Source organism: Martinezella sp. CNPSo 3964, from assembly GCF_057784375.1.
On record NZ_JBXSOW010000008.1, the window covers coordinates 152370 to 173903 of the forward strand.

Genomic DNA, 21534 nt, shown 5'->3' on the forward strand with positions numbered 1-21534 from the left:
ACCGTCGAACTGATGAATAGTTCATCGGAGCAATTGCCTGAATCATAGAAACCCGGACAGTCACACGACTCGGTAAAATAGCCGCCTGAAAGCCAATCTGACGAACGCCGCGATCAGGCATGCTTCCCGATCGACCCGTTGCCGGATCATCGCTGCAACGTCGACTTCAATGAAAAGCGGCGCCTTCAGGAAGCGCCGCTTCGAGATTTGGGTTCGGACAGAAAGCCGTCAGGCGCCAGCGGTCTGCGTATGGGTTGCCAGCTGCTCATCGTGGTTATTGAACAGCACATGCACGGCGTCGTGACCTGTCGGCGTGTAGTTCTGCAACGTGGCGACAACATGGGTTTCCGAACCGGTATTGACGCTGATCTTCGTCGAATTGGCTACGGTATCGACCTCGGCCGTCATCGACGCGACAGCGCTTGCCGCCGTCATGCCCGGATGTTCGCCAACCAGTGCGTTGAGCAAGTTCGAGACATCCAGCTTGTCGCCCTCTCCCTTCGGGCTGAAGTCGGTGATGACGTCGGCCATGTTGAGGTTGTGCAGGGCCTTGGCATCGAGAACGAAGGTATCCGCACCAGCGCCGCCGGTCATTGTATAACCGCCGCCACTCGTCAGCGTGTCGTTGCCGTCTGTCCCATAAAGGTGGCCGATCCCACTGAAGTCGATCTCGGCAGACGCACCGTCGTGACCCAGCGAGAAGTCACTGGCCGAATACTCGCCCGTAAGACCGACCGAGGCGGTATGGGTGCCATCGGTGACGGTCAGCACGCCGCCGGTCTTCGCCGCGTTCTCCGCATAGGAGAAGCTGGCGGTCGCGGCCGAGATGTCGCCGAACCGCAAGGCGTCGTTGCCGTCGAGGCCGGCGATCGTGCCGCTGAAGGCGGCGGCGTGGTCGATGGTGATCGTGGCCTGGGCGTCCTTGCCAAGCGTGATCGCCTCGTTGAACGAGCCGCCGATTTCAAGGTTGGCGTGGCCGGACAAGAGCACGGTGCCGGTGCCGCTGACATTGCCATCGAGATTGACGTCGCCGCCGTTCGCCCAGAGCAGGCCGTTATTGACGACATCGCTATGGATATGGAGACCACCCGTCCCGGTCGCCTCCAGCGTGCCGGTGTTGCTCACCGCATTGACGCCGGTGTCGATGACGAGCGCGTGGCTGCCGTCGGCAATGATCGTGCCCGCATTGACCAGCGTCAGGTGGCCGTCGCCGATCTGGCCGGCGCCGGAGATGGTGTTGTCGACATTCGTCAGCGTAACGTGGTCGCTGCTGCCGAAAATGACATTGGATGCGTTATCGGACAGCGTCACCGTGCCGCCACCGGTCAGCGTGAGACCTTGCTGGACGATTTCGAAGTCCGTCTCGCTGCCAGCCGAAGAGATATGGATGCTGCCGGTGTTGTCGAGCGTACCGCTGAATGGCATCAGCGCACCGTCGGCAACCACCATGTCTCCGGTATTGTGCGTTACAACCGCTTCGTTGAAGACGAAGTCGTCTGCGGTCAGCGCCGCGGCGCTGACACCTGCCAAGGTGATGGTCTCGCCATTGCCGAGCGTGATGACGGCATTGCCGGCGGCGTCACTGGACAGATGAGCCAGAACATCGGCGAAACTGTTGAAGCCCGCAAAGCCGATAAGGTCGATCTTGTCATGCGCCACATCGAAGTTGTGCACGACATCTTTGCCGATGGTGTTTGCAAAGACAAGCGTGTCGTTGCCGCTCGATGCGGTCAGCGTGTCATCGCCCGACCAGGCAAAGATCGGCGAACCCTTGGCATAGGCTTCGACGTTGTCGGCCACCGTGGCCATTCCCGTCGAGCCGTCGGCATTGGTCCAGGTCTCGGTGACCTGGAGAACCACCGCACCGGTTACGCCATCGGGCGAAGTCACCGTCAGCGAGGACGGATTGTTCGTCACCACGGTCCAGGTGCCGTCGGCGTTGTGTGTGCCTTCGCTGAGCACCCAGCCTGCCGGAAGGCCGGCGACGTTCACCGTGACCACGCCGACGTGGTGCGACGGATCTGCAAGCGCTAGGTTGATGGCCTCGCCGGAGGTGCCGGCAGGCATACCTGGGGGCTGCAGCGTGACGTTCGCGGAAGCTGATCCACCATCCCCGTCAGTGATGGTGAAATTGACAGTCCTGCTATCTACCGAATTCGCGGTCGATTTGTATTGAATGTCTTTTAGCAGTGCCGTTATCGCAGTGGGTGTAGCGCTATTCGAGGTGAATGCAATCGTCAGCGTCGAGTTACCATTGCTTAACGTGTAGGTGCCGATTTTCGTCCCGCCGTAATATATATTGCTTCCAATCACACTGATCTGACCTTGATTCGGAATGCTCAATTTGTCCGAAGCATCCGGCGCAGTAACGGTGAGAGTTCCACCATTAAAATTGGACGAGTCGGAGTCCGTGACAAGAGCACGCGGCGCCAGATTAACGGTGGTCTGCCTTGTGTAAGTCAACAGTTCATCGCTTCCGCTCGCTGCGGTATCCAGATCCAACACCGGCGCCACATTTACATGTGGAGCAACGGTGATCGTCGTCGTACTTACACTACTATCGATTGTTCCATCATTGACAGACCAGCTGATCGTCCTGGTGGCCGTGCTAGAACTCGTAGATGAGAACATCACGCTGTCCAAGACTGCTTGGTAATGCGCCAGTGTGTCGTTGCCCGTCAACGTCAGTACACCGGTTACAGCATTGTAGCTTGCAGTAATCGATGTTCCCGCTACGGTTGCTGTCAGTGTGTCACCGCTGATAAAGCCACCAGATACGGAAACCTTGGCCGATGCCAGTGTCGTATTGTCGACGTCATTTGTGGTCGTCGTGCTTGACAGCACTATCGCGGCATTTCCTGCATTATAGGAGGCTGTCGCGGCAACATTGCTCAGTGTCGGCGCATCATTTGTTCCATTCACCGTCACGACGACATCCTTGGTGACCGTTCCGCCGTGACCATCACTGAGTGTTAGAGTATAAGTCTGATTGATATGATCATTGGCGCCCAGTGATTGGATCGCACTATCGTTGACACTGAACGTCCAGTTAACCTTGTTATTCGTGTTGTCGACGCTAGCGGCAAACGTACCGTAGTAGCTACTGCCAGCAGGTGTCGCATAGCTAACCGTATGGGTATAAGATGCATGCGTATCCGTGAATGCGATCGACCCCGTCGTCGTCTCAATACCTGGTGTTCCGGAAACCGCCTTTACCGAGACATCGTCGATGTTGAACGAGCCGAACGGCTGATACGGAGACCAGAATTTAATCAAGGTGCTCGAGTTCGTTGCAACGAAGTTGATCGTATAGAGTACGTAGGGACTATTGCTGGAGTTAGAGTACGTATAGCTGATGGCCTGCGTTTGAGATCCTGTCGTGACATCGAAAATTGCCGCTGCCCCGCCGGGTAGGCTAGTGGCAAAATCCTGCATGTAGAAGCTGAGCTGATATGTCTGCCCAACAACCGTCGATATTGTCTGCGAAAGCGAGTTGATGGAACTGGTATTTGAGACAAGCATTGCTGACGTGGAATCAAGCCGGCCGCCATTCACATCGTAGACTGACCCGGTGAGTGACCAGTTGGTTGGATAGCTGTGATTTCCGGAGAAGTAATAATTCTGGAAATCACCATTCGTTATCAGCTCCGAACCCACGCTGTACGACGCATCCTCCGTCACCGACCCAGTCGTCGTTCCCGTGCCAAACACCGGCGGGTTATCGACGCCCGTAATCGTGACGGTGACGTTGTGCGGCGTTCCGTCGGCCGAGGTCACGGCCAAAGTATCAGTGAGCTTGGCGCCAGCCGTCAGCGCTTGAACCGCCGTGTCATTGTTGTTCAGCGCATAGGTCCAAGTTCCAGTCGCGGAACCATCATTGGTGAAGGTGAATGTCCCATGCGCGCCCGCGATCGAGTTTGAAGACGCGGTCGTGAAGGCGCTTTGGTTTGCATCGACGTCAGAGACAGTGATCGCGCCGCTGATCGGGGTCGTGCTGCCCTCCAGAATGCCTCCGGTATCGCCGGTAAATGTCGGCGCATCGTTGGTGCCGTTGATTGTCACATCGACCGTCTGAGTCGTGACGCCGCCATGGCCATCGCTTACCTGGACCGTAAAGACGTCATGCTTATGATCCGAAGCCGTCAGCGGATCGGCCTTCGACTGATCCAGGACATAGGTCCACTTGCCGGTCTGATCGACGCTCAGCGTGCCATAAGTACCAACCTCGGAACCGGCGCTGTTGGCGCTGTTCTTCGGATCGACAACCGACCAAGTTAAGGACGTATCGTCGACGTCATTCGCCGTCAGAGAGCCCGAAGCCGTGCCCGCACTCACGTCAACATTGACGCCGGCTTCCGAGACCGAACCGGTCGCCGCACCGCTGATCACCGGAGCATCGTTTGAGCCGAGGACGGTGATATTGACCTGCTGCGTCGCAACACCGCCATGGCCGTCCGCGACTCCGACCGTGAAGCTGTCGATCTTCTGATCGCCAAGCTGCAGCGAGTTGGCCGCCGTTTCGTTGATCGTGTAGGTCCACTTGCCGGTGCTCGCATCCATCTGCAGCGTGCCGTAGGTGCCCTGCATCGACGACACGGTCGTCTGGCCCGAAACGATCGACCAGGTCGCGGTATCGCCATGGTCGACATCGCTGCTTGCCATGACGCCCGAAACGGACGATGTCCCAACCGCGGGGCCGGTCGCATCCAGGCCCTGCTCGACGACCGAACCGGTCGTCTGGCTCGATGCCAGGATAACGGGGGCATCGTTGGTACCGGTAACCGTCAGCTCGTAAACCCCGGAGGTGACGCTGCCGTTGCGGTCCGTCACTTCGAAGGGAATGCTGATCTTGGCGATCTCGCCAGCGCCGAGCGCGTCAAAGGCCGTGCCCGGGCTTACCGTGATGGTCGAGCCATCGAAGCTCAGCTGCGGCATGCCGAGGGCAATACCCTGTGGGCCGGAGACCACGGCATGCGTGGTGTCGAAGGTGAGCGCACCCGTGGTGCCTTGACCGTCGGCGCCGTAGTTGAACTGGGCCGAGCCGAAGGTGAAGCTATGGGTATCGTTCTCGTTCATCGCATCGGCGATAACAGGCAGAGACGTTGCCGATGCGGCGGTCAGCGAGACATTAGCGAGATAGGTGCCGATGTTGTCGCTGGCAGTGCCGACTTCGACGAAGGAGATCGTGTTGTCGGTGCCATGTGCCGTCAGCGGCAGGGTGATGGTCGACAGAGGCCCGGCGCCAGGCGTCGGGTTCAGCGTATCGACCAGCTCTCCATTCCACCAGACCTGGACTGCTGCGGTGCCGTTGGCCGGCGTGCCATACTCGAAGCTTAGAACATAGCTTGCGCCATCGGTCAGACCGTGAACGGTCTGCGAAATCGCGATATTGCCCGGAGTAGCGCCGAGATCGACCATCGGCGCGCCATTAGACGAAGTGACATTCTCATAACCGCTGGCAATTTCTTCCAGGCGGACGCCGGTCTGGCCGGGCTCGGTGCCGGAAATCGTCCAGCCGGTGCCTTCCGTCGCCCAGGTGAAGCCGCCGCCATTCGTCCAGGCGGATGCCGTTGCATGGGCGAAATCGCCGTCGACCAGAAGGTTCGAGGCAACGGCATGACCAGCTGCGTCCTGCGCGCCGATGATGACCGGGAAGTCGTCGGAACCGTTGATCGTCACCGTCAGCGTCTGCGTGCTGGTGCCGCCGTGATTGTCGGTAATCGTGAAGGTGAACTTGTCGGTCAGCGTCTCGTTCGGAATGAGATGCTGCACGGCCGGATCGGCATTGTTCAGGACATAGGTGTATGCACCGGTGGTGCTATCCCAGGTCAGCGTGCCGTAGGTGCCGGCGACGCCCGCATGGCCGTCGCTGACGTCACCGACCTTGGCGACCGAGAGGATATCCAGGTGATCGACGTCGCTGGCTCCCGCAAGAAGGCTGCCGGTCGCCGTGACTGCTGTGTCCTCGGTCACCGAAGCCGTCTCGGCAACGGCGATCGGCGCATCGTTTGTGCCGATGACATTGATCGTGAGCGTCGCGGAGCTTTGGGCGCCATGAGCGTCCTGAACCGTATAGTCGAAGACCTCCTTGACCTGTTCGCCCTGGCTGAGGGAGTTGGTCGCATCCTTCGTGTCATCCAGCGCGTAGCTGTAGGTGCCGTCGGCGTAGATGGTCAGCTTGCCATAGGTGCCGTCGACGACGGTTCCGTTGGAGCCCGTCACATTGGCAACAGCAGACGGCGTGGTTCCCGCGCTGATGCCGACGACCGTCAGCGTATCAAACTTGTTGGTGTTCGCATCCGTTGCATGGTTGCCGTGCAGAATGAAACCTTCGACACTCTCGGTGGAGCTGTCTTCGGTTACCGGGCTCAAGGCGGTGAAGTTGTTTGCCACGGGCGCGACGTTCATCAGCTGGCTAAGCGACAGCGTGCCGCCGGCACCGCCGTTTTCGCCCATGAAGGTGAACTGCTCGACATTGGTGACGGTGATCGTCTCGGTGCCGTTCGTCAGCGTGTAGCTGCCGGTGCCGTTGTCGGCACCGTCGTGAGTGACTGTCCAGTCGGCCCATTTGCCGGCAAGCTTCAGCGTGTCGGTGTCGCTGCCTGCGGTTGCAACGGGATCGCTGTCGTTGATGACGATGTGGACATTGCCGGTGAGGCCGGTCATGTCGAACGTATCGTTGCCGCTGCCGCTGTTGACGACGATCGTGTCGGGTGCCAGCGCGGTATCGCTGACATTGCCGAAGACGATCGTGTTGCCGGCGCTGCCGCCGAGATCGAGGTAAAGGTCCTCGATGCCGTCCGCACGGACGCTGCCGCCGCCACTGATGCCGATGGTCAGATCGGCATGGTCGTCAGCCGACGCAATGTTGCCGGCATCGCCAAGGGCAATCTCGCCGATCGTGTAGGTGTGACTGTTGCCATCGCTCACGATGTGCAGTTCGTCGGTGTCGGTTTCCTTCCCGTTCACCAGGGTCGCACCGCCATCGATGCGGTCATTGCCGGAGCCGACGATGTAGTAGATCTTGTCGCTGCCGGTGCCGCCGAGGATCGTGTCGTTGCCCGTACCGGCGACGATGGTGTCGTTGCCGGTGCCACCGATCAGCGTGTCGTTGCCGGCACCGCCGAAGATGACGTCGTCGCCCGCGCCGCCGTCGATGGTAACGCCCCCGCCCGCTGCATCGCTCGTGTAGGTCTTGGAGACTGCGATCAGGTCGTTGCTGTCGGTGCCAACGATGTGTTCGACGCCCTGGAGTTGCAGGCCCGAGGTTGAGCGGTAGTCGAGGACATAGCCGTTAGAGCCGGAACCCTGCAGATAGAGCGTATCGTCGCCTGCACCGCCGTTGACGCTGTCGCCGGTGCCGGACATGTGGTCGAGCGCGACATCGATCTTAATGCCAGCACCGATGTCGAAGCTGCGCGGACCATAGGCCGCGGCATCGGCAATATCGGCGGACATATAGATCTTGTCGTTGCCGGCGCCGGCATCGATGGTGTCAGAGCCCGTGCCGGCCCTGATGATATCGTCGCCGGAACCGCCGATGATGGTGTCGCCGTGGTTCGAACCGACCAGGGTTACGCCGGTCGCATTGCCGGCATTGGTCAGTGTCCAGCCATTGCCGCCCGCCGCCGACAGGTCGATGTTATGGCCGTTGGCATAGATCGTTGCCGTCCCGCTGTTGACCGTGTCGCTCGTTGCGGTCCAGTCGCCGGTGGCGGTGATCGCTGCGGTCGCGCCGTTCAGAACCTTGACGATGTCCTTGTCGTGGAGGTCGGTGACGGTGACCGTTCCGCTGGCGGCCACGAAGGTGTCGTTACCCGCGCCGCCCGTCAGCGTATCGCCGGCACCGCCAATTAGCGTGTCGTCGCCGCTGGTGCCGACGACATGCGTCATACCGGCTACATTGTCCCTGCCGACAACATGGACCGCGCCGGCATCCGTTGCCGTGTTGGCGACGATCGTCTGCGAGCCGACGGTCTGGCTGACGTCGGAGAGGTTGACGGTAACGCCGGTGGAGATGGCCGAGTAGTCGATCGTCTGAGCGGTTACCGTGCCGGCTGCGTTCACTTCGACCGTGAAGCTACCGCTTGCCGTATCATTGTCGCCGTCCGTGGCCGTGTAGCCGAAGGTCAGATCGATCGCATGGCTGCCATTGGAAGCGATGGCGTCGGAATGATCGAGCGGCTGGAGGAGCGTGAACGTATAGGAGCCGGAGAGTGCGAGCGCCACGGTGAAGACCACATTGGCCGCATCCGCCGCTATCGGCAGAGATCCCGTATAGGCCACCAGCAGGCTGCCGATGAAGGCATAGGCCAGCGGCTTGCCGTTCGACGACAGACCGCTCGGGCCTGTCACGTTGCTTGCCGCGGATGCGTTGCTGAAGGCGACGCTCTTGGCGCCATCGGCGCCGAAGCTGATCGCCAGCGAGCCCGTGGCAGTCGGATGCGTCGTTGCCAGGCCGTTTTCACCCACGCCGCCGAGGGTCACGCTGCCAATGGTCGGAACATCATCCTTGAAGGTGATGACGCCGGACAGGTCGGCAGACTTGCTTGCCGTATCACCGTCGCCGTCGGTCACCGTCACCACTGCGCTCAGGGAGCCGGTGGCAAGGTTCAGGTGGTCGACCGGGTTGTTGTTGACGATGTCCTTCAATGCCACGTTTTCCGTGACGCTGAGCGCGCCGCTGCCGGAGTCGATGGAGATCGTAAAGGCAATGTGCGTCTTGCCGTCGGAGCCGGTGTAGACGCCGTTGACCATCCCTGCCGACTGCTGCTGCAGCGTGATCGCATGATTGTCGATGGTCGAGAGGCCGGAATTCCCATTGTTGCCGACCTGCAGAGAATAGACCTGCGAGGCAAGGCCATCGGCGCCGGCATTGACGACCGCTGAGACGATCGAATGCGTTCCGGTCGTGGCGCTGACCGGGGAGGACGGCGTCAGGCCGTGTTCGTCCACGGTGATCGCCTGGCTCTTGTCGACCACGAAGGACGAGATGGACGGGCTGTCGTCGGTGACATCGACCGAGAAGCTCTGCGTGCCGGTCGTGGTGTCGCCGTCGCCGTCATGGCCGGCAACCTGGAAGGTCAGCTTGATATCCGAAAGGTTGGCTTGGCCGTTGACGTCGTCGAGCGCCTTGTAGAGCGTAAAGTTGTAGGCGCCGCTGGCGTGAGCACTATCCTGAGACAGGTCGACCTTGAAGACCCAGCTCGACTGATCGGCGGCATTGCCGCCGGTGTAGGCGATCAGCGTCATGCCGTCGCTGCTGACCGCATAGGACAGCGCATGGCCGCCGGAGCTGAGCTTGGTCGCATCGAGGCTCTGATTGTTGCCGTAGCTCGCGGTGAAATAGCTGCCGTTCGAACGGGCGACAAAGGTAACGGCATGAGCGGCCGGACCATCGGCACCGAAGGCGAAATTGAGCGCAACCGCGCCGGTGCTGACGCCGGAAGGCGAGATCGTGCCCGAATTCGTGACAAGGCTATGCTCGGCAAGTGTCTTCGTCGAGACGGCGTTACCGATCGACGGGCCGTCATCATCGAAGCGAATGCTGCTGCCGATCGAAACGGACTTGCTGACGGTGTCGCCGTCGCTATCGGTCGCGCTCAGCACTGCCGAAAGCTTGCCGGTGAGATCGACCGTATCGCCGTCCGACTTCGACGTGTTCGGGTTGGCAAGCGCCATGTACTGGGCGATGCTGACCTTGCCACTGTCATCGATGCGGATCGCAAAGGCGATCTCTCCGTCCGCGATCTTGCCGACAACCGTGCCGTCGGCGAGCTGAGAGAGCGTGATCGTCTGACCTGCCGTCGTCGTCAGGCCGGAGTCGGCATTGTCGATATGGAGCGTCAGGCTGCTTGTCGCGCCGGCTGCATCGTCGGCGCCCATCGAGACCGACGGAGAGACGACGCCATGCTGTGCGTAGACCGTCGACATGTGAGGATCGTTGCCGCCGGTGATGCCGGCAAACAGGCCTCTGATCGAATTGCCGGCGCTGACGTCGTCATCGCCTCGGCCGCTCTCGTCGATCGTGATCGAGCCCGTCAGGGCAAGACTTACCTTCGGTACGTCGTCAACGATCGTGACGTTCAGGGCACCCTTTAGCGTCACGCTGTCGCCATCACCATCGGTCGCCTGGATGACGGAGCCGAAATCGATGGCCGAGATCGAACCATTGCCGGAGCGCAGGTCGTTGCCGGGGCCGGCGACATTGTCGAGCTGGTCGTACTGCTGGAAGGTGAAGCTGCCGTCGCCTGACAGCGTCAGGGACAGGACGGGCCGGTCGAAAAGCGGATTGAAGCCGCTATGGTGATCGTTATCGACATAGCCGATGATCACATTGTTGACGACGGCATAGGAGAGCGCTTCGCCACCCGAAGTCAGATGCAGCGCGGCAAGCGTCGATGTCGCATTGGAGGTGAAGCTGAAGCCGCCGCCGGCAGCTGCGCCGTCGGCGCCGAAGGAGACGGTGGACGCAACGGAGCCGGATACGGTGGCGGCAAAGCCGAAACCAATCAGAGCAGGCTGCGAGGACGATCCGTCATGCGTGCCGTCGAGCGGGCTGTTGCCCTGCGACAGGGCGTTGTAGATATCGCCTTCGTCGGCCCTGACCGCAACGGTCGTGCCGGAAGCAACCGGGACATCGTCAGTGATCGCGATCGCCAGCGAACCCTTCGCCGCATCGCCGTCGCCATCCGTGACCGTGAAGCCGAAATTCAGCGTCAGGCTGTCTTCGGTGGTCGACGAGGTCGAATGGACAAGCGGCGCATCCGCGGTGAAGCTGTAAGAACCGTCCGAATTGATCGTCAGAACTGCGACGGTGGCATGGCTGGAGGCGCCAGTTGCCGTCCAGGTCGTCACACCATTCGCCGCAGACGACGTCCAGGTGACGCCCTCCTGATGACCGATGCCGTGGCTGTCGAGGTAGATCGCCTTCAGCGTCGGGAGGCTGTCCATCGACACGCTCTTGACGCCATCGGCGCCAGCGGAGAACAGGGCTCCCGCATTGCCGTTGATCGTGTTGACGTCCGCGGTGCCGCCGTCGAGGTTGCCATGTGCCTGTGCGTCGTCGTTAAGCGGCGTCGAGGTGGCATCAACCTTATAGGCGATCGGTGCGTCGTCCTTGACGGTGACCGTGAGCGCGCCGCTGGCCGTATCGCTGTCGCCATCGGTAACAGTGAAGTTGAAGGTCAGATCCTGGGTATTTTCCGCAGTCTGGCTGGCGCCGTGAGCGACCGGCGCACTCAGCGTGAAGCTGTAGGAACCGTCAGCGCCGATCGTCAGCGTCGCGACCGTCTGGCCGCTGTCCTTGCCCGTTGCGATCCAGATCGTCTCGCCGCCCGCCGCCGTCGTCGGGCTGCCCCAAACGACCGACTCGACATGGGCAAAGCCGTCCTTGCCGGTATAGATGGCGCTGAAATCCGTGGTCGCTCCGAGCGTTACCTGATGAACGCCGTCCGCGCCGCCCGTAAAGAGCGTGCCGCTTGCGCCGCTGACCGTATCGGTATCGGCGACACCGACCGTGTCCGGGTTTCCGCCCTTCAGGGCGTCATCGTTCAACGTCACGCTGGTGACGGTGACGGTGTTTGCCAGCGGCACATCGTCCGTAACATGCAAAGTCAGCGAGCCGGTCGACGTGTCGTTGTCGCCGTCCGTCACCGTGAAGGTGAAGGTCAGCGGTAAGCTTTCTTCCGTCGTGCCGGAGGTCGGATGGACGAGCGGCGCACTGGTGCTGAAGCTATAGGAGCCGTCTGCATTGATGGTCAGCGTAGCGACGGTCTCGTGATTGGCGCTGTAGGCAACCCAGGTCGTCGCACCGCCGGAAACCGTCGGCTTGCCCCAGGTCACGTCTTCCTGCTGCGCGAAACCATTGGCATCGACATAGATCGTCTTCAAGGCCGGCAGGCTGGACTGGTCGATCGAGACACTCGCAAAACCATCGGCACCAGCGCTGAACAGGGCGCCGGCAGCGCCCGAGACGCTGTTCGTGTCGGCGCCGTTGCCGTCCAGGTTGCCACCAGTCTGCGCATCGTCGTTGACCGATGAGGCAGTATTGTCAACCGTGTGAGCGATCGGTACGTCATCCTTGACGCCAACCGTCAGCGAGCCCGTTGCCTTGTCGCCATCGCCATCGGTGACGGTGAAGTTGAAGGTCAGGGACAAGGTCTCTTCATCGGCTTGCGCGGTCGGATGGGCAAGCGGCGCGCCGGTCGAAAACGTGTAGGAACCATCGGCATTGATGATCAAGGTGGCGACGGTCTCATGATGTGCGCTGCTCGCAACCCAGGTGGTGCTGCCATCAGCGACCTGCGCCTTGCTCCAGCTCACGGCTTCCTGATGCGCAACGCCATCCGCATCGGTGTAGATCGTGGTCAGCGTCGGCAGATCCGAATGAGCAATCGCGACCTTCTTGAAGCCATCCGCGCCCGTGTCGAACAGACTGCCCGATGCGCCGCTGACGCTGTTATATTCATCGGTCTTGTCGGGGTTGCCGCCCGTGAACATATCGTCATTGAGGAGATGCTCGGCTGTGACGGTGCTTGCGGTCGGAAGGCTGTCGGCGACATTGAGCGTCAGCGAGCCCGTCGACTTGTCGCCGTCACCGTCGGTGACTTCGAAGCCGATCTTGAAGTTCTCATTGTCAGAGCCCTTAGCGTCGGCGAAGGCGCCGGACTGAACATAGGTGTAGCTGCCGTCGGCATGCACCGTCAGCGTGAAGATGACGTGGCCGGAATCCTTGCCCGTCGCCGTGTAGACCGTGTCGCCGGAGTCGTCACGCGAGGTGCTGTAGCTCAGCCCTTCCGTATGCGCGACGCCATTTGCATCGATGTTGATGGCCTTGAGGCCGGTCGGATTGGTAAAGGTCAGTCGTGCGAAGCCATCGGCGCCCGTGTTGAACAGGCTGCCCGATGCGCCGCTGACGCTGTCGGTGTCGCTCGACTGTTCGGCAAGCGGCTGGACGGGAGGCGTCGCCGAGGAAGTCGAGGTGGTGTCGTGCAGACTGCCCGACTCGACCGTCACATTGTTGGCGACCGGAAGGCTATCGGCGACGTTGAGCGTCAGCGAACCCGTTGCCTTGTCACTATCGCCGTCGGTGACTTCGAAAGCGATCTTGAAGTTCTCGTTGTCGGAGCCCTTGGCATCGGCAAAGGCGCCGGACTGGACGTAGGTATAGCTGCCATCGGCGCCAACGGTCAGCGTGAAGAGAACCTGGCCCGACTCCTTGCCGGTTGCCGAGTAGATGGTATTGCCCAGATTGTCCGTCGTGGTGCTAAAGGACAGACCTTCCTTGTGAGCGACACCATTGGCATCGATGTAGATGCCCTTGAGGCCGGTCGGATCGGTGAAGGTGACCTGCTGGAAGCCATCGGCGCCGGCAGTAAACAGGCTGCCCGATCCACTGCTGACGCTGTCGGCGGGACCTTCCGGCGACGTCGGCCCTTCGCTCAGCTCGACGAGCGGGCGGAGCGGCATCTGCTCTGCAGGTGTCGTGTCGTATAGGTTGCCGGTGCCGACCGTGACGTCGCTGGCAACAGGCTTGTCGTCAGCAACGGTGACCGTGAAGCTGTTCGTGGCGCTATCGCCATCAGAGTCCGTTGCCGTGTAGCCGAAGGTCAGCTTGATGGCATCGGAATCCTTGGCGTCGTCCAGCGACTGCACAAGCATGAAGTTATAGTGACCGTTGTCGGTATCCGAGACCGTGGCGTAGAAGACAATGTTCGAGCCCACCGCACCCTTGGCATCTGCGACGGCCGTTGGAGCGACGTCGCCGGTGTAGCCGACCAGCGTACCGTCAGCAAGCAGCACCGTGTGAACGGCAAGACCGTGCGAGCTCAGCGCCTCGCCTTCCTGGCCTTCCGTCGTCACTGTGGCATTGGTGAAGGCGACCGTGCGATCGCCAGCCCCACCTTGGTCGGTGTTGGCGTTATCAGCACCCCAGGAGATGTTGAGCGAGCGGGTCGCCGACGCATCGCTTTCGGAATGCGGAGTCTCGTTGCCATTCGCAAGCGCACCTTCGGTGACGGAGCCGGCATCGCCGGTCGAGGCGACCGGCTTGTCATCCGCAACGGTGACGGTGAAGCTGTTCGCAGTGCTATCGCCATCAGAGTCCGTTGCCGTGTAGCCAAAGGTCAGCGTGATGGCATCCGAACCCTTGGCGTCATCAAGCGACTGCACAAGCGTGAAATTATAATGGCCGTTGTCGGTGTCGGAGACCGTCGCATAGAAGACGACATTGGTGGCGGACGTTGCCGTGGGAGCAGTCTCACCGGTGTACCCAACCAGCGTGCCGTCAGCCAAAAGCGCCGTGTGAACGGCCAGACCGTGCGAGCTCAGCGCTTCGCCGTCTTGACCTGTTGTCGTCACCGTAGCGTTGGTAAAGGCGACCGAGCGGTCACCGGCGCCACCCTGATCCGTGTTGGCGTTGTCAGCACCCCAGGAGATGTTGAGCGAGCCAGTAGCACTCGTATCGCTTTCGACGTGAGGATTTTCATTGCCGCTTGCCAGCGCGCCTTCCGTAACGGAGCCCGCATCACCGGTCGAGGCTACGGGCTTGTCGTCGGCAACGGTAACGGAGAACGTATTCGCGGCCGTGTCGCCGTCGGAATCGGTTGCCGTGTAGCCGAAGGTCAGCGTGATCGCATCCGAGCCCTTGGCGTCGTCGAGCGACTGGACCAGCGTGAAGTTATAGTGGCCGTTGTCGGTGTCAGAGACCGTGGCGTAGAAGACGACATTGGATGCAGAGGTTGCCGTAGGAGCAGTCTCGCCGGTGTAGCCGACCAATGTGCCGTCGGCCAAAAGCACCGTATGAACAGCAAGGCCGTGCGAGCTCAGCGCCTCGCCATCCTGGCCCGTCGTCGAAACTGTGGCGTTCGTGAAGGCAACCGAGCGATCGCCGGCCCCACCCTTGTCGGTGTTGGCGTTGTCGGCGCCCCAGGAGATGTTGAGTGAACCAGTGACCAAAGCGTCGCCTTCGAGATGCGGAGTCTCGTTGCCGTTTATCAGCGCGCCCTCGGTGACCGAGCCGGCATCACCGATTGCTGCGACAGGCTTGTCGTCAGCAACGGTGACTGTGAAGCTGTTCGTAGCAGTATCGCCATCGGAATCGGTAGCCGTGTAGCCGAAGGTCAGCGTGATCGCATCGGAGCCCTTGGCGTCGTCGAGCGATTGGACCAGTGTGAAGTTGTAGTGGCCATTGTCGGTGTCCGAGACTGTCGCATAGAAGACGATGTTCGGGCCGACAGCGCCCTTGCCGTCCATGGCGGCGGTCGGAGCGGTCTCGCCGGTATAACCGACCAGCGTGCCGTCCGCCAAAAGCACCGTGTGAACGGCAAGGCCGTGCGAGCTCAGCGCTTCGCCATCCTGACCCTGCGTCGTCACCGTAGCATTGGTAAAGGCGACAGAGCGGTCGCCGGCGCCGCCCTGGTCGGTGTTGGCGTTATCAGCGCCCCAGGAGATATTCAGTGAACCCGTCGCGGTCGCATCGCCCTCGACATGCGGGGTTTCATTGCCGCTTGCCAGTGCACTTTCGGTGACCGAGCCTGCATCGCCGGTTGCGGCAACAGGCTTGTCGTCGGCAACGGTAACGGAGAACGTATTCGCGGCAGTGTCGCCGTCAGAGTCCGTTGCCGTATAGCCGAAGGTTAGCGTGATCGCATCCGAGCCCTTGGCGTCGTCGAGTGACTGAACCAAGGTGAAGTTATAGTGGCCGTTGTCGGCATCCGAAACCGTCGCATAGAAGACGATATTCGAGCCAACTGCGCCCTTGGCGTCTGCGATCGCCGTTGGAGCGGTCTCCCCGGTGTAGCCAACCAGCGTGCCGTCAGCGAGCAGCACCGTGTGAACGGCCAGACCGTGCGAGCTCAGTGCCTCGCCATCCTGACCCTGCGTCGTCACCGTAGCATTGGTAAAGGCGACAGAGCGGTCGCCGGCGCCGCCCTGGTCGGTGTTGGCGTTATCAGCGCCCCAGGAAATGTTGAGCGAGCCAGTAGCACTCGCATCGCTTTCAACATGCGGGTTCTCATTGCCGCTTGCCAGTGCACCTTCGGTGACGGAACCGGCATCGCCGGTTGCGGCAACAGGCTTGTCGTCGGCAACGGTGATAGTGAAGCTGTTCGCGGCAGTGTCGCCGTCGGAATCGGTTGCCGTATAGCCGAAGGTCAGCGTGATCGCATCGGAGCCCTTGGCGTCATCAAGCGACTGCACAAGCGTGAAGTTATAGTGGCCATTGTCGGTGTCAGAAACCGTGGCGTAGAAGACAACGTTTGATGCGGAGGTTGCCGTCGGAGCAGCATCGCCAGTGTACCCGACCAATGTGCCGTCAGCCAAAAGCACAGTATGAACAGCAAGGCCGTGCGAGCTTAGCGCCTCGCCGTCCTGGCCCTGCGTCGTCACGGTAGCGTTGGTGAACGCGACGGACCGATCGCCTGCCCCACCCTTGTCCGTATTGGCGTTGTCGGCACCCCAGGAGATGTTGAGCGAGCCGGTAGTGATGGCATCGGTTGCGACATGAGGGTTCTCGTTGCCGTTCGCCAAAGCACCTTCGGTGACAGAACCGGCATCGCCGGTTGCTGCGACAGGCTTGTCGTCGGCAATGGTAACGGAGAACGTATTCGCGGCCGTGTCGCCGTCGGAATCGGTTGCCGTGTAGCCGAAGGTCAGCGTGATCGCATCCGAGCCCTTGGCGTCGTCGAGCGACTGGACCAGCGTGAAGTTATAGTGGCCGTTGTCGGTGTCAGAGACCGTGGCGTAGAAGACGACATTGGATGCAGAGGTTGCCGTAGGAGCAGTCTCACCGGTGTAGCCGACCAAAGTGCCGTCGGCCAAAATCACCGTATGAACAGCAAGGCCGTGCGAGCTCAGCGCGCCATTGTCCTCACCCGTCGCCGCAACGGTGGCATTCGTAAAGGCGACCGAGCGATCCCCGAGGCCGCCCTTGTCCGTATTGGCACTGTCAGCGCCCCAGGAGATATTGAGCGAGCCGGTGGCCGTCGCGGCGCCGGTGTCATGGGTCAGGGCTGCGTTGCCCGAAGCCAGCGCCGCCTCGGTGAGCGAACCAGCCGTACCGACAGCCGCAACCGGCACACTGTCTGCGATGTCGACGTTCGCGACGGCCGAAACCGTGTGGCCACTCGTGTCGGAGACCGTGTATCGAAATTGCAGTTCGAGCACATCGCTGGCCGAGTTGGCGCCGCGTGGATGATCGAGGGCAGCGAGCTGGGTGAAGGTGTAGGCGCCGGTCGAGGCGTTGAATACCAGCGTGAAGACAGTAACGCCATTGGCGGTGCCGGTGACGGTCTGGCCGTTCTGGGTGACAACAACCGCAACACCGCCGGAGGTCAGGCCTGACAGCTGTTGTGTGCCGCTGCTGGTGGTTTCTGCTTCGCCGACCAGCGTGACAGTGGTGATCGAGGCGTTGTTGCCGCCGAAGCCGAAACGACCGGTGCTGCTTGAGGTGAGGAAGGCGCCGGTGCTGCTGCCGCGTTCGACCAGCGAAGCCGTTTCGGTCGCCTGCGGGTCAATGAAAGGAACACGGGTCTGAGTGCCGGACAGATTGCCGCCGCTACCACTGCCAAATCCGCCGCCGGGACCGAGGAGACCTAGCAGATTCAGCGGCGTACGGGCATTCCCGGCCTGGCTGTCCGTGAACTGGTGGCCGGAGTCCGTGCTATTGCCGGCGTGAACCGAACCATCGGGACCTTCAGCGACGTTGATGCCCTGCTGCTGAAGCGCTGCAACGACGGCCTGCTGCGGCAGCGTCACTTCACCGATCAGGAAGGTCGGAACGTGCAGCGCACCGTTGATGATGACGATGCGGGTGCCATCGGCCTGGATGAGAACAAGGTTGCGCCCCTCGACGTGAATGTCGTCGATCGAGGTGTTCGGCGGCAGATGGACGACATTGCCCTGATCCGGCACGATCTGGATCGGCGCCGCGGCGGGAGCATTTTGCGGCTCGTTCGCAGCAAGACGCCCCGTCTTGCCATTCGCCTGTTGCTCTTCGGCTTGCGCTACTTCGAAGGCTGCGACATCTGCATTTTGCGACAACGGCAGCGGTTGATTGGCACTGATATCGGCTGCATTGCCCTCGTCTCGGCCGCTTGATGCAAAATCATGCGAAGCAGCTTCGTGGTCTACGGTCGAAATGCGCAAGTCGTCCATGGGTCTGACTCCCGGTGTCTCTCAATTTGCTGCAATCAATTACGGGAGCGGGTTGATTGCAATACTTCATTAACCGCAACGATATAGCCGGTTATGCAGCATCGCAGAATTATTTTACCGATGGTTAACTTAACCAAAGAACAACTCGTTAAGTATACCGCTTGACTTTGCGTCAGCCGCGGTGTGCAAATGCGGCCCCGTAGGCTGTTGCGGCCTGCTGTAGAGAATCGGGGGAGTCGTTGTGCCGTTTGCGATCAGCCTTTCGTTGAGCCTTTTGACCGAGTGGCTGCCGCGCAAACCGCATCGGCGACCGGCGCGCGGTGCGGCCCTGATCCTCTGTGCTGGCCTCGCCAGCTGTCAGATGGACGGCGTCGGGCTGGAGAACAACAGCAAGAAGGACGACATAAAAATGCCGTCCACCGCCATTGAAGAGACCTACGGCGGCGACAGCGGCACGGAAATCACGCTGCTGCTGCGCAAGGGCGCGGCCGGTCTCTACGAAGGTGCATCCCGCGACATACGCGACGGGGCGGTGCTTGGCGTCGGCGAACTCGGCAACAATCAGGTTCGACTACGTGTCAAGGATGTCGGCCCCGGCCTTGCCGGCGTCACCGCACAGGTTACGGCGGCCAAGGGCCGAAATGCCGCTTTGATTGTCAGCTATCTGCCGCCGGCCGAGACTGCTTCCATAGCTGCCATCCCCCCTGCCCAGCGCCCGCCGTTACTTAACCTGGCGCGCGCGACGGCGACGACCGGCGGCGACGTTTTCAACCTCGCCTCGGACGAGATCGACAGCGCAACGGAAGGCGTCAAGGTGGCCGGTCCCGGCGGTCACAAGAAGGTATCGGCGCTGGTGCCCGCCGACTTTTCTCAAGCCGATACAACACGATTGGGCAGCGCCATCTGGAACAGCGGCAACACTTTCATGGGCTTTGGCCGCTACGGCTCAAGCGACCAGGCCGCTGATATCCTGACCAAGAACCGGCCGCTCATACAGTCGGCAGAGATAGTGGTCATCCTCGGTGATACAGCGGAAATCGGTATGGTGGCAAGCGCCGTGCGCAGCGCCGCCATTCCCGGCCAGGCGCTGGTCGGCACCAACGACTGGCCGCAATCGGTCTATGCAACGCCGGCTGTGACGGGTGCCTTCGTCGCGACCGACGATACGCAAAGCAGCGGGCTCATTGCCGAGCGCTATCAGCGCCACTTCAACCACCCGCTGACGACGTCCGCTGCCTACGGTTATGACGCCATGGCAATCGCCTCCGGCCTCATCCGTTCGCAGGGACCACAAGCCGTAACCCCCGCCAACCTTATGAACAAGGTCGGCTTCCGCGGCACGACCGGGCTCTTCCGCTTCTCTGCCTCCGGCGCGGTGGAGCGCAAGATGGTGATCAATACGATCGACGGCGGCAAGCTGAAGGTTTCCAAGCAGCCCTCGCAGTCGTTCTGAAGCAAACCGGTCTCACAGAGCGCCCAATGTGTTGCGGTGTGGCGCCATTGCGATAGCGCCGCTTCAACGACCCGGCGTCCTGCGGAAAGATCACTTTGGCACTCCGGACGATATCATCCTTAATAGTTTCCAACCGAAGACCGTCGAATTTTATACTTATTTGATCGCTTAATTTATACTTAATTTATCTACGTTTTCGAACGTCATATTCAGAAGTGTCACGCATTATTCTCTCAACCAGGGAGAACAATGCGCCGATGGAACGCAAGAACAAAAAAAATATACTTGCAGCACTTGCTGCAGCTTCCTTTGCCCTAGGTCTATCGTCACCGACCATCAGCATGGCGGCAACCGGCGATACCGTCCGCCCTGTCATCAAGCTGCTCCAAGACCCGCTGGTCGATACTGCCATCGATCTCTTTGCGCCTACCATCGGAAACGCCGCCAAGGCAATCAGCGGCGTCGACCTGGCTGCTTTGAACCAAAGCTTCACCGTCGCGCCGGGTGGCCTTCCACACAATGACCTGACCGCATCCGAGCCGGTGCGTCCCGCAAAGCCGAGCAACGCTCCCCTCGGCGACTCTGTGTTCGGAACTGTCGCCATTCCCTTCAAACATCTTGCCGCGCTTAACAATTTCGCAGGTCCGCTCGCCGAAATCCGGTCGGGCAAATCGCTGGATTGCGGTGCAAATGGATGCAACGCCGCTGCAACCGCCATCGCGAACGCTGAGGCGAAGATTGCCGACGCCTCGATCCGCGACAAGATCAACACCATCAATTTCACCGTCAACCATGCGATCCGCTACGCGAGCGACATGCAAACCTATCATGTGGCGGATTACTGGGCGAAACCGAGCGAAGCTCTGTCGCATCAGCAGGGCGACTGCGAGGACTACGCCATCCTGAAGATGGCCGCACTCTACAAGGCGGGCGTCGATCTCGACCACATGACTCTGGTCGTCCTCTTCGATCAGCAGCGCCATTTCTACCACGCCGTCCTGTCGGTCTCCGTCAACGGCAACAATCTTATCCTCGACAACATGCGCGACGAGGTTTTGTCCGACAAGCGGATTGCGGAATATCTGCCGCTCTATTCGATTGTCGCAGGTCGCGGCTATCTGCACGGTTCGCGCGATCCTCGTGCACAAGCGGTTGCCGCCGCAATGCCGCTCGCCAAGGTGATCCCCGGCGAAGGTGAGGTCCACTGACCAAACTCGCCTCCCGGCCTTCCGGGGCGAGCGCGGCGCGTAACTAAAGCGATCGCATTCTCAATAGACGGAAAGATAGCCGATCAGCATCAACGCCTCGTGCGTCGGCGCCAACGCCAGATTGATCTGGCCTGTCAGCGATTGCGAACCCAGGCCAATCTTGAAACCAGTGTTCAATGTCTTACCGCGATTGAGCGATAGGACGGAGAGCACCTCCTGGATCTGGGTGTCGATCGACAGGCGCAACGTGCGCGCCGTCTGCTGGACATCGTCGATCAGCGGCAAGCGATGGCGCAGCATCTTCAGGAAGGCATCGTTGAAGAGCTTGATCCCGCGCTCTTGCGTCAGCACCACGGCGGGCGTCGGCGACGCCTGAAGGACGGCGTTGAGATTGGTTAGCGACGCGACATCCTCGATGGCATCGAGACGGTTCAGCGCCCATTTGAAGCTCAGCACGCGCAGCAGGGACGTCAGATTGCCCGTTTCCGGCATTTCAGCGGCCGTGTTGGAAACCAGATCACCGATGCTGATGCCGCCAGCCTCCGACATTCGTCCGAGACCATCCCAATAGATACGTTCCAGGCGAATGCCGCGACGCTCGCCGCCGCCGGTTACGGCGCGGAAACGTGGCTCCAGCTCATCACCATCGACCGATGGCAAGGCTTCTTCCCGGACTATCATCGCAGCTTCGTCTTTCCCGGCTCCCTTGCGCATGAC

General features: G+C 61.0%; 4 protein-coding genes. 2 read left to right on the top strand and 2 right to left on the bottom strand.

Annotation, left to right across the window (positions count from 1 at the left end; translation table 11 throughout):
- Positions 1-228 precede the first annotated feature (228 nt).
- On the bottom strand, positions 229-18156 hold the full coding sequence (locus tag AC13Q5_RS23930; protein WP_488503383.1) for a T1SS-143 repeat domain-containing protein: 17928 nt from the start codon (positions 18154-18156) through the stop codon (positions 229-231).
- 241 nt (positions 18157-18397) lie between these two features.
- Between AC13Q5_RS23930 and AC13Q5_RS23935 the strand changes: the two genes are divergently transcribed.
- Complete coding sequence (locus tag AC13Q5_RS23935; protein ID WP_488503384.1) at positions 18398-19609, top strand: type 1 periplasmic-binding domain-containing protein; 1212 nt, start codon at positions 18398-18400, stop codon at positions 19607-19609.
- A 257-nt stretch (positions 19610-19866) separates the two neighbouring features.
- Positions 19867-20817, top strand: coding sequence for a transglutaminase-like cysteine peptidase (locus tag AC13Q5_RS23940; protein ID WP_488503385.1), 951 nt, complete (start codon positions 19867-19869; stop codon positions 20815-20817).
- Positions 20818-20877: 60 nt separating this feature from the next.
- Here the strand turns inward: AC13Q5_RS23940 and AC13Q5_RS23945 are convergent, their stop codons facing one another.
- Positions 20878-21531: a ribbon-helix-helix domain-containing protein gene (locus AC13Q5_RS23945; protein ID WP_488503386.1), complete on the bottom strand. Its 654-nt coding sequence runs from the start codon at positions 21529-21531 to the stop codon at positions 20878-20880.
- Positions 21532-21534 lie beyond the last annotated feature (3 nt).

Excerpts from the sequence above, each read along its gene's own strand:
- AC13Q5_RS23940 (WP_488503385.1), top strand. The coding sequence starts at position 19,867 with ATGGAACGCAAGAACAAAAAAAATATACTTGCAGCACTTGCTGCAGCT.
- AC13Q5_RS23945 (WP_488503386.1), bottom strand. The coding sequence starts at position 21,531 with ATGCGCAAGGGAGCCGGGAAAGACGAAGCTGCGATGATAGTCCGGGAA.
- AC13Q5_RS23930 (WP_488503383.1), bottom strand. The coding sequence starts at position 18,156 with ATGGACGACTTGCGCATTTCGACCGTAGACCACGAAGCTGCTTCGCAT.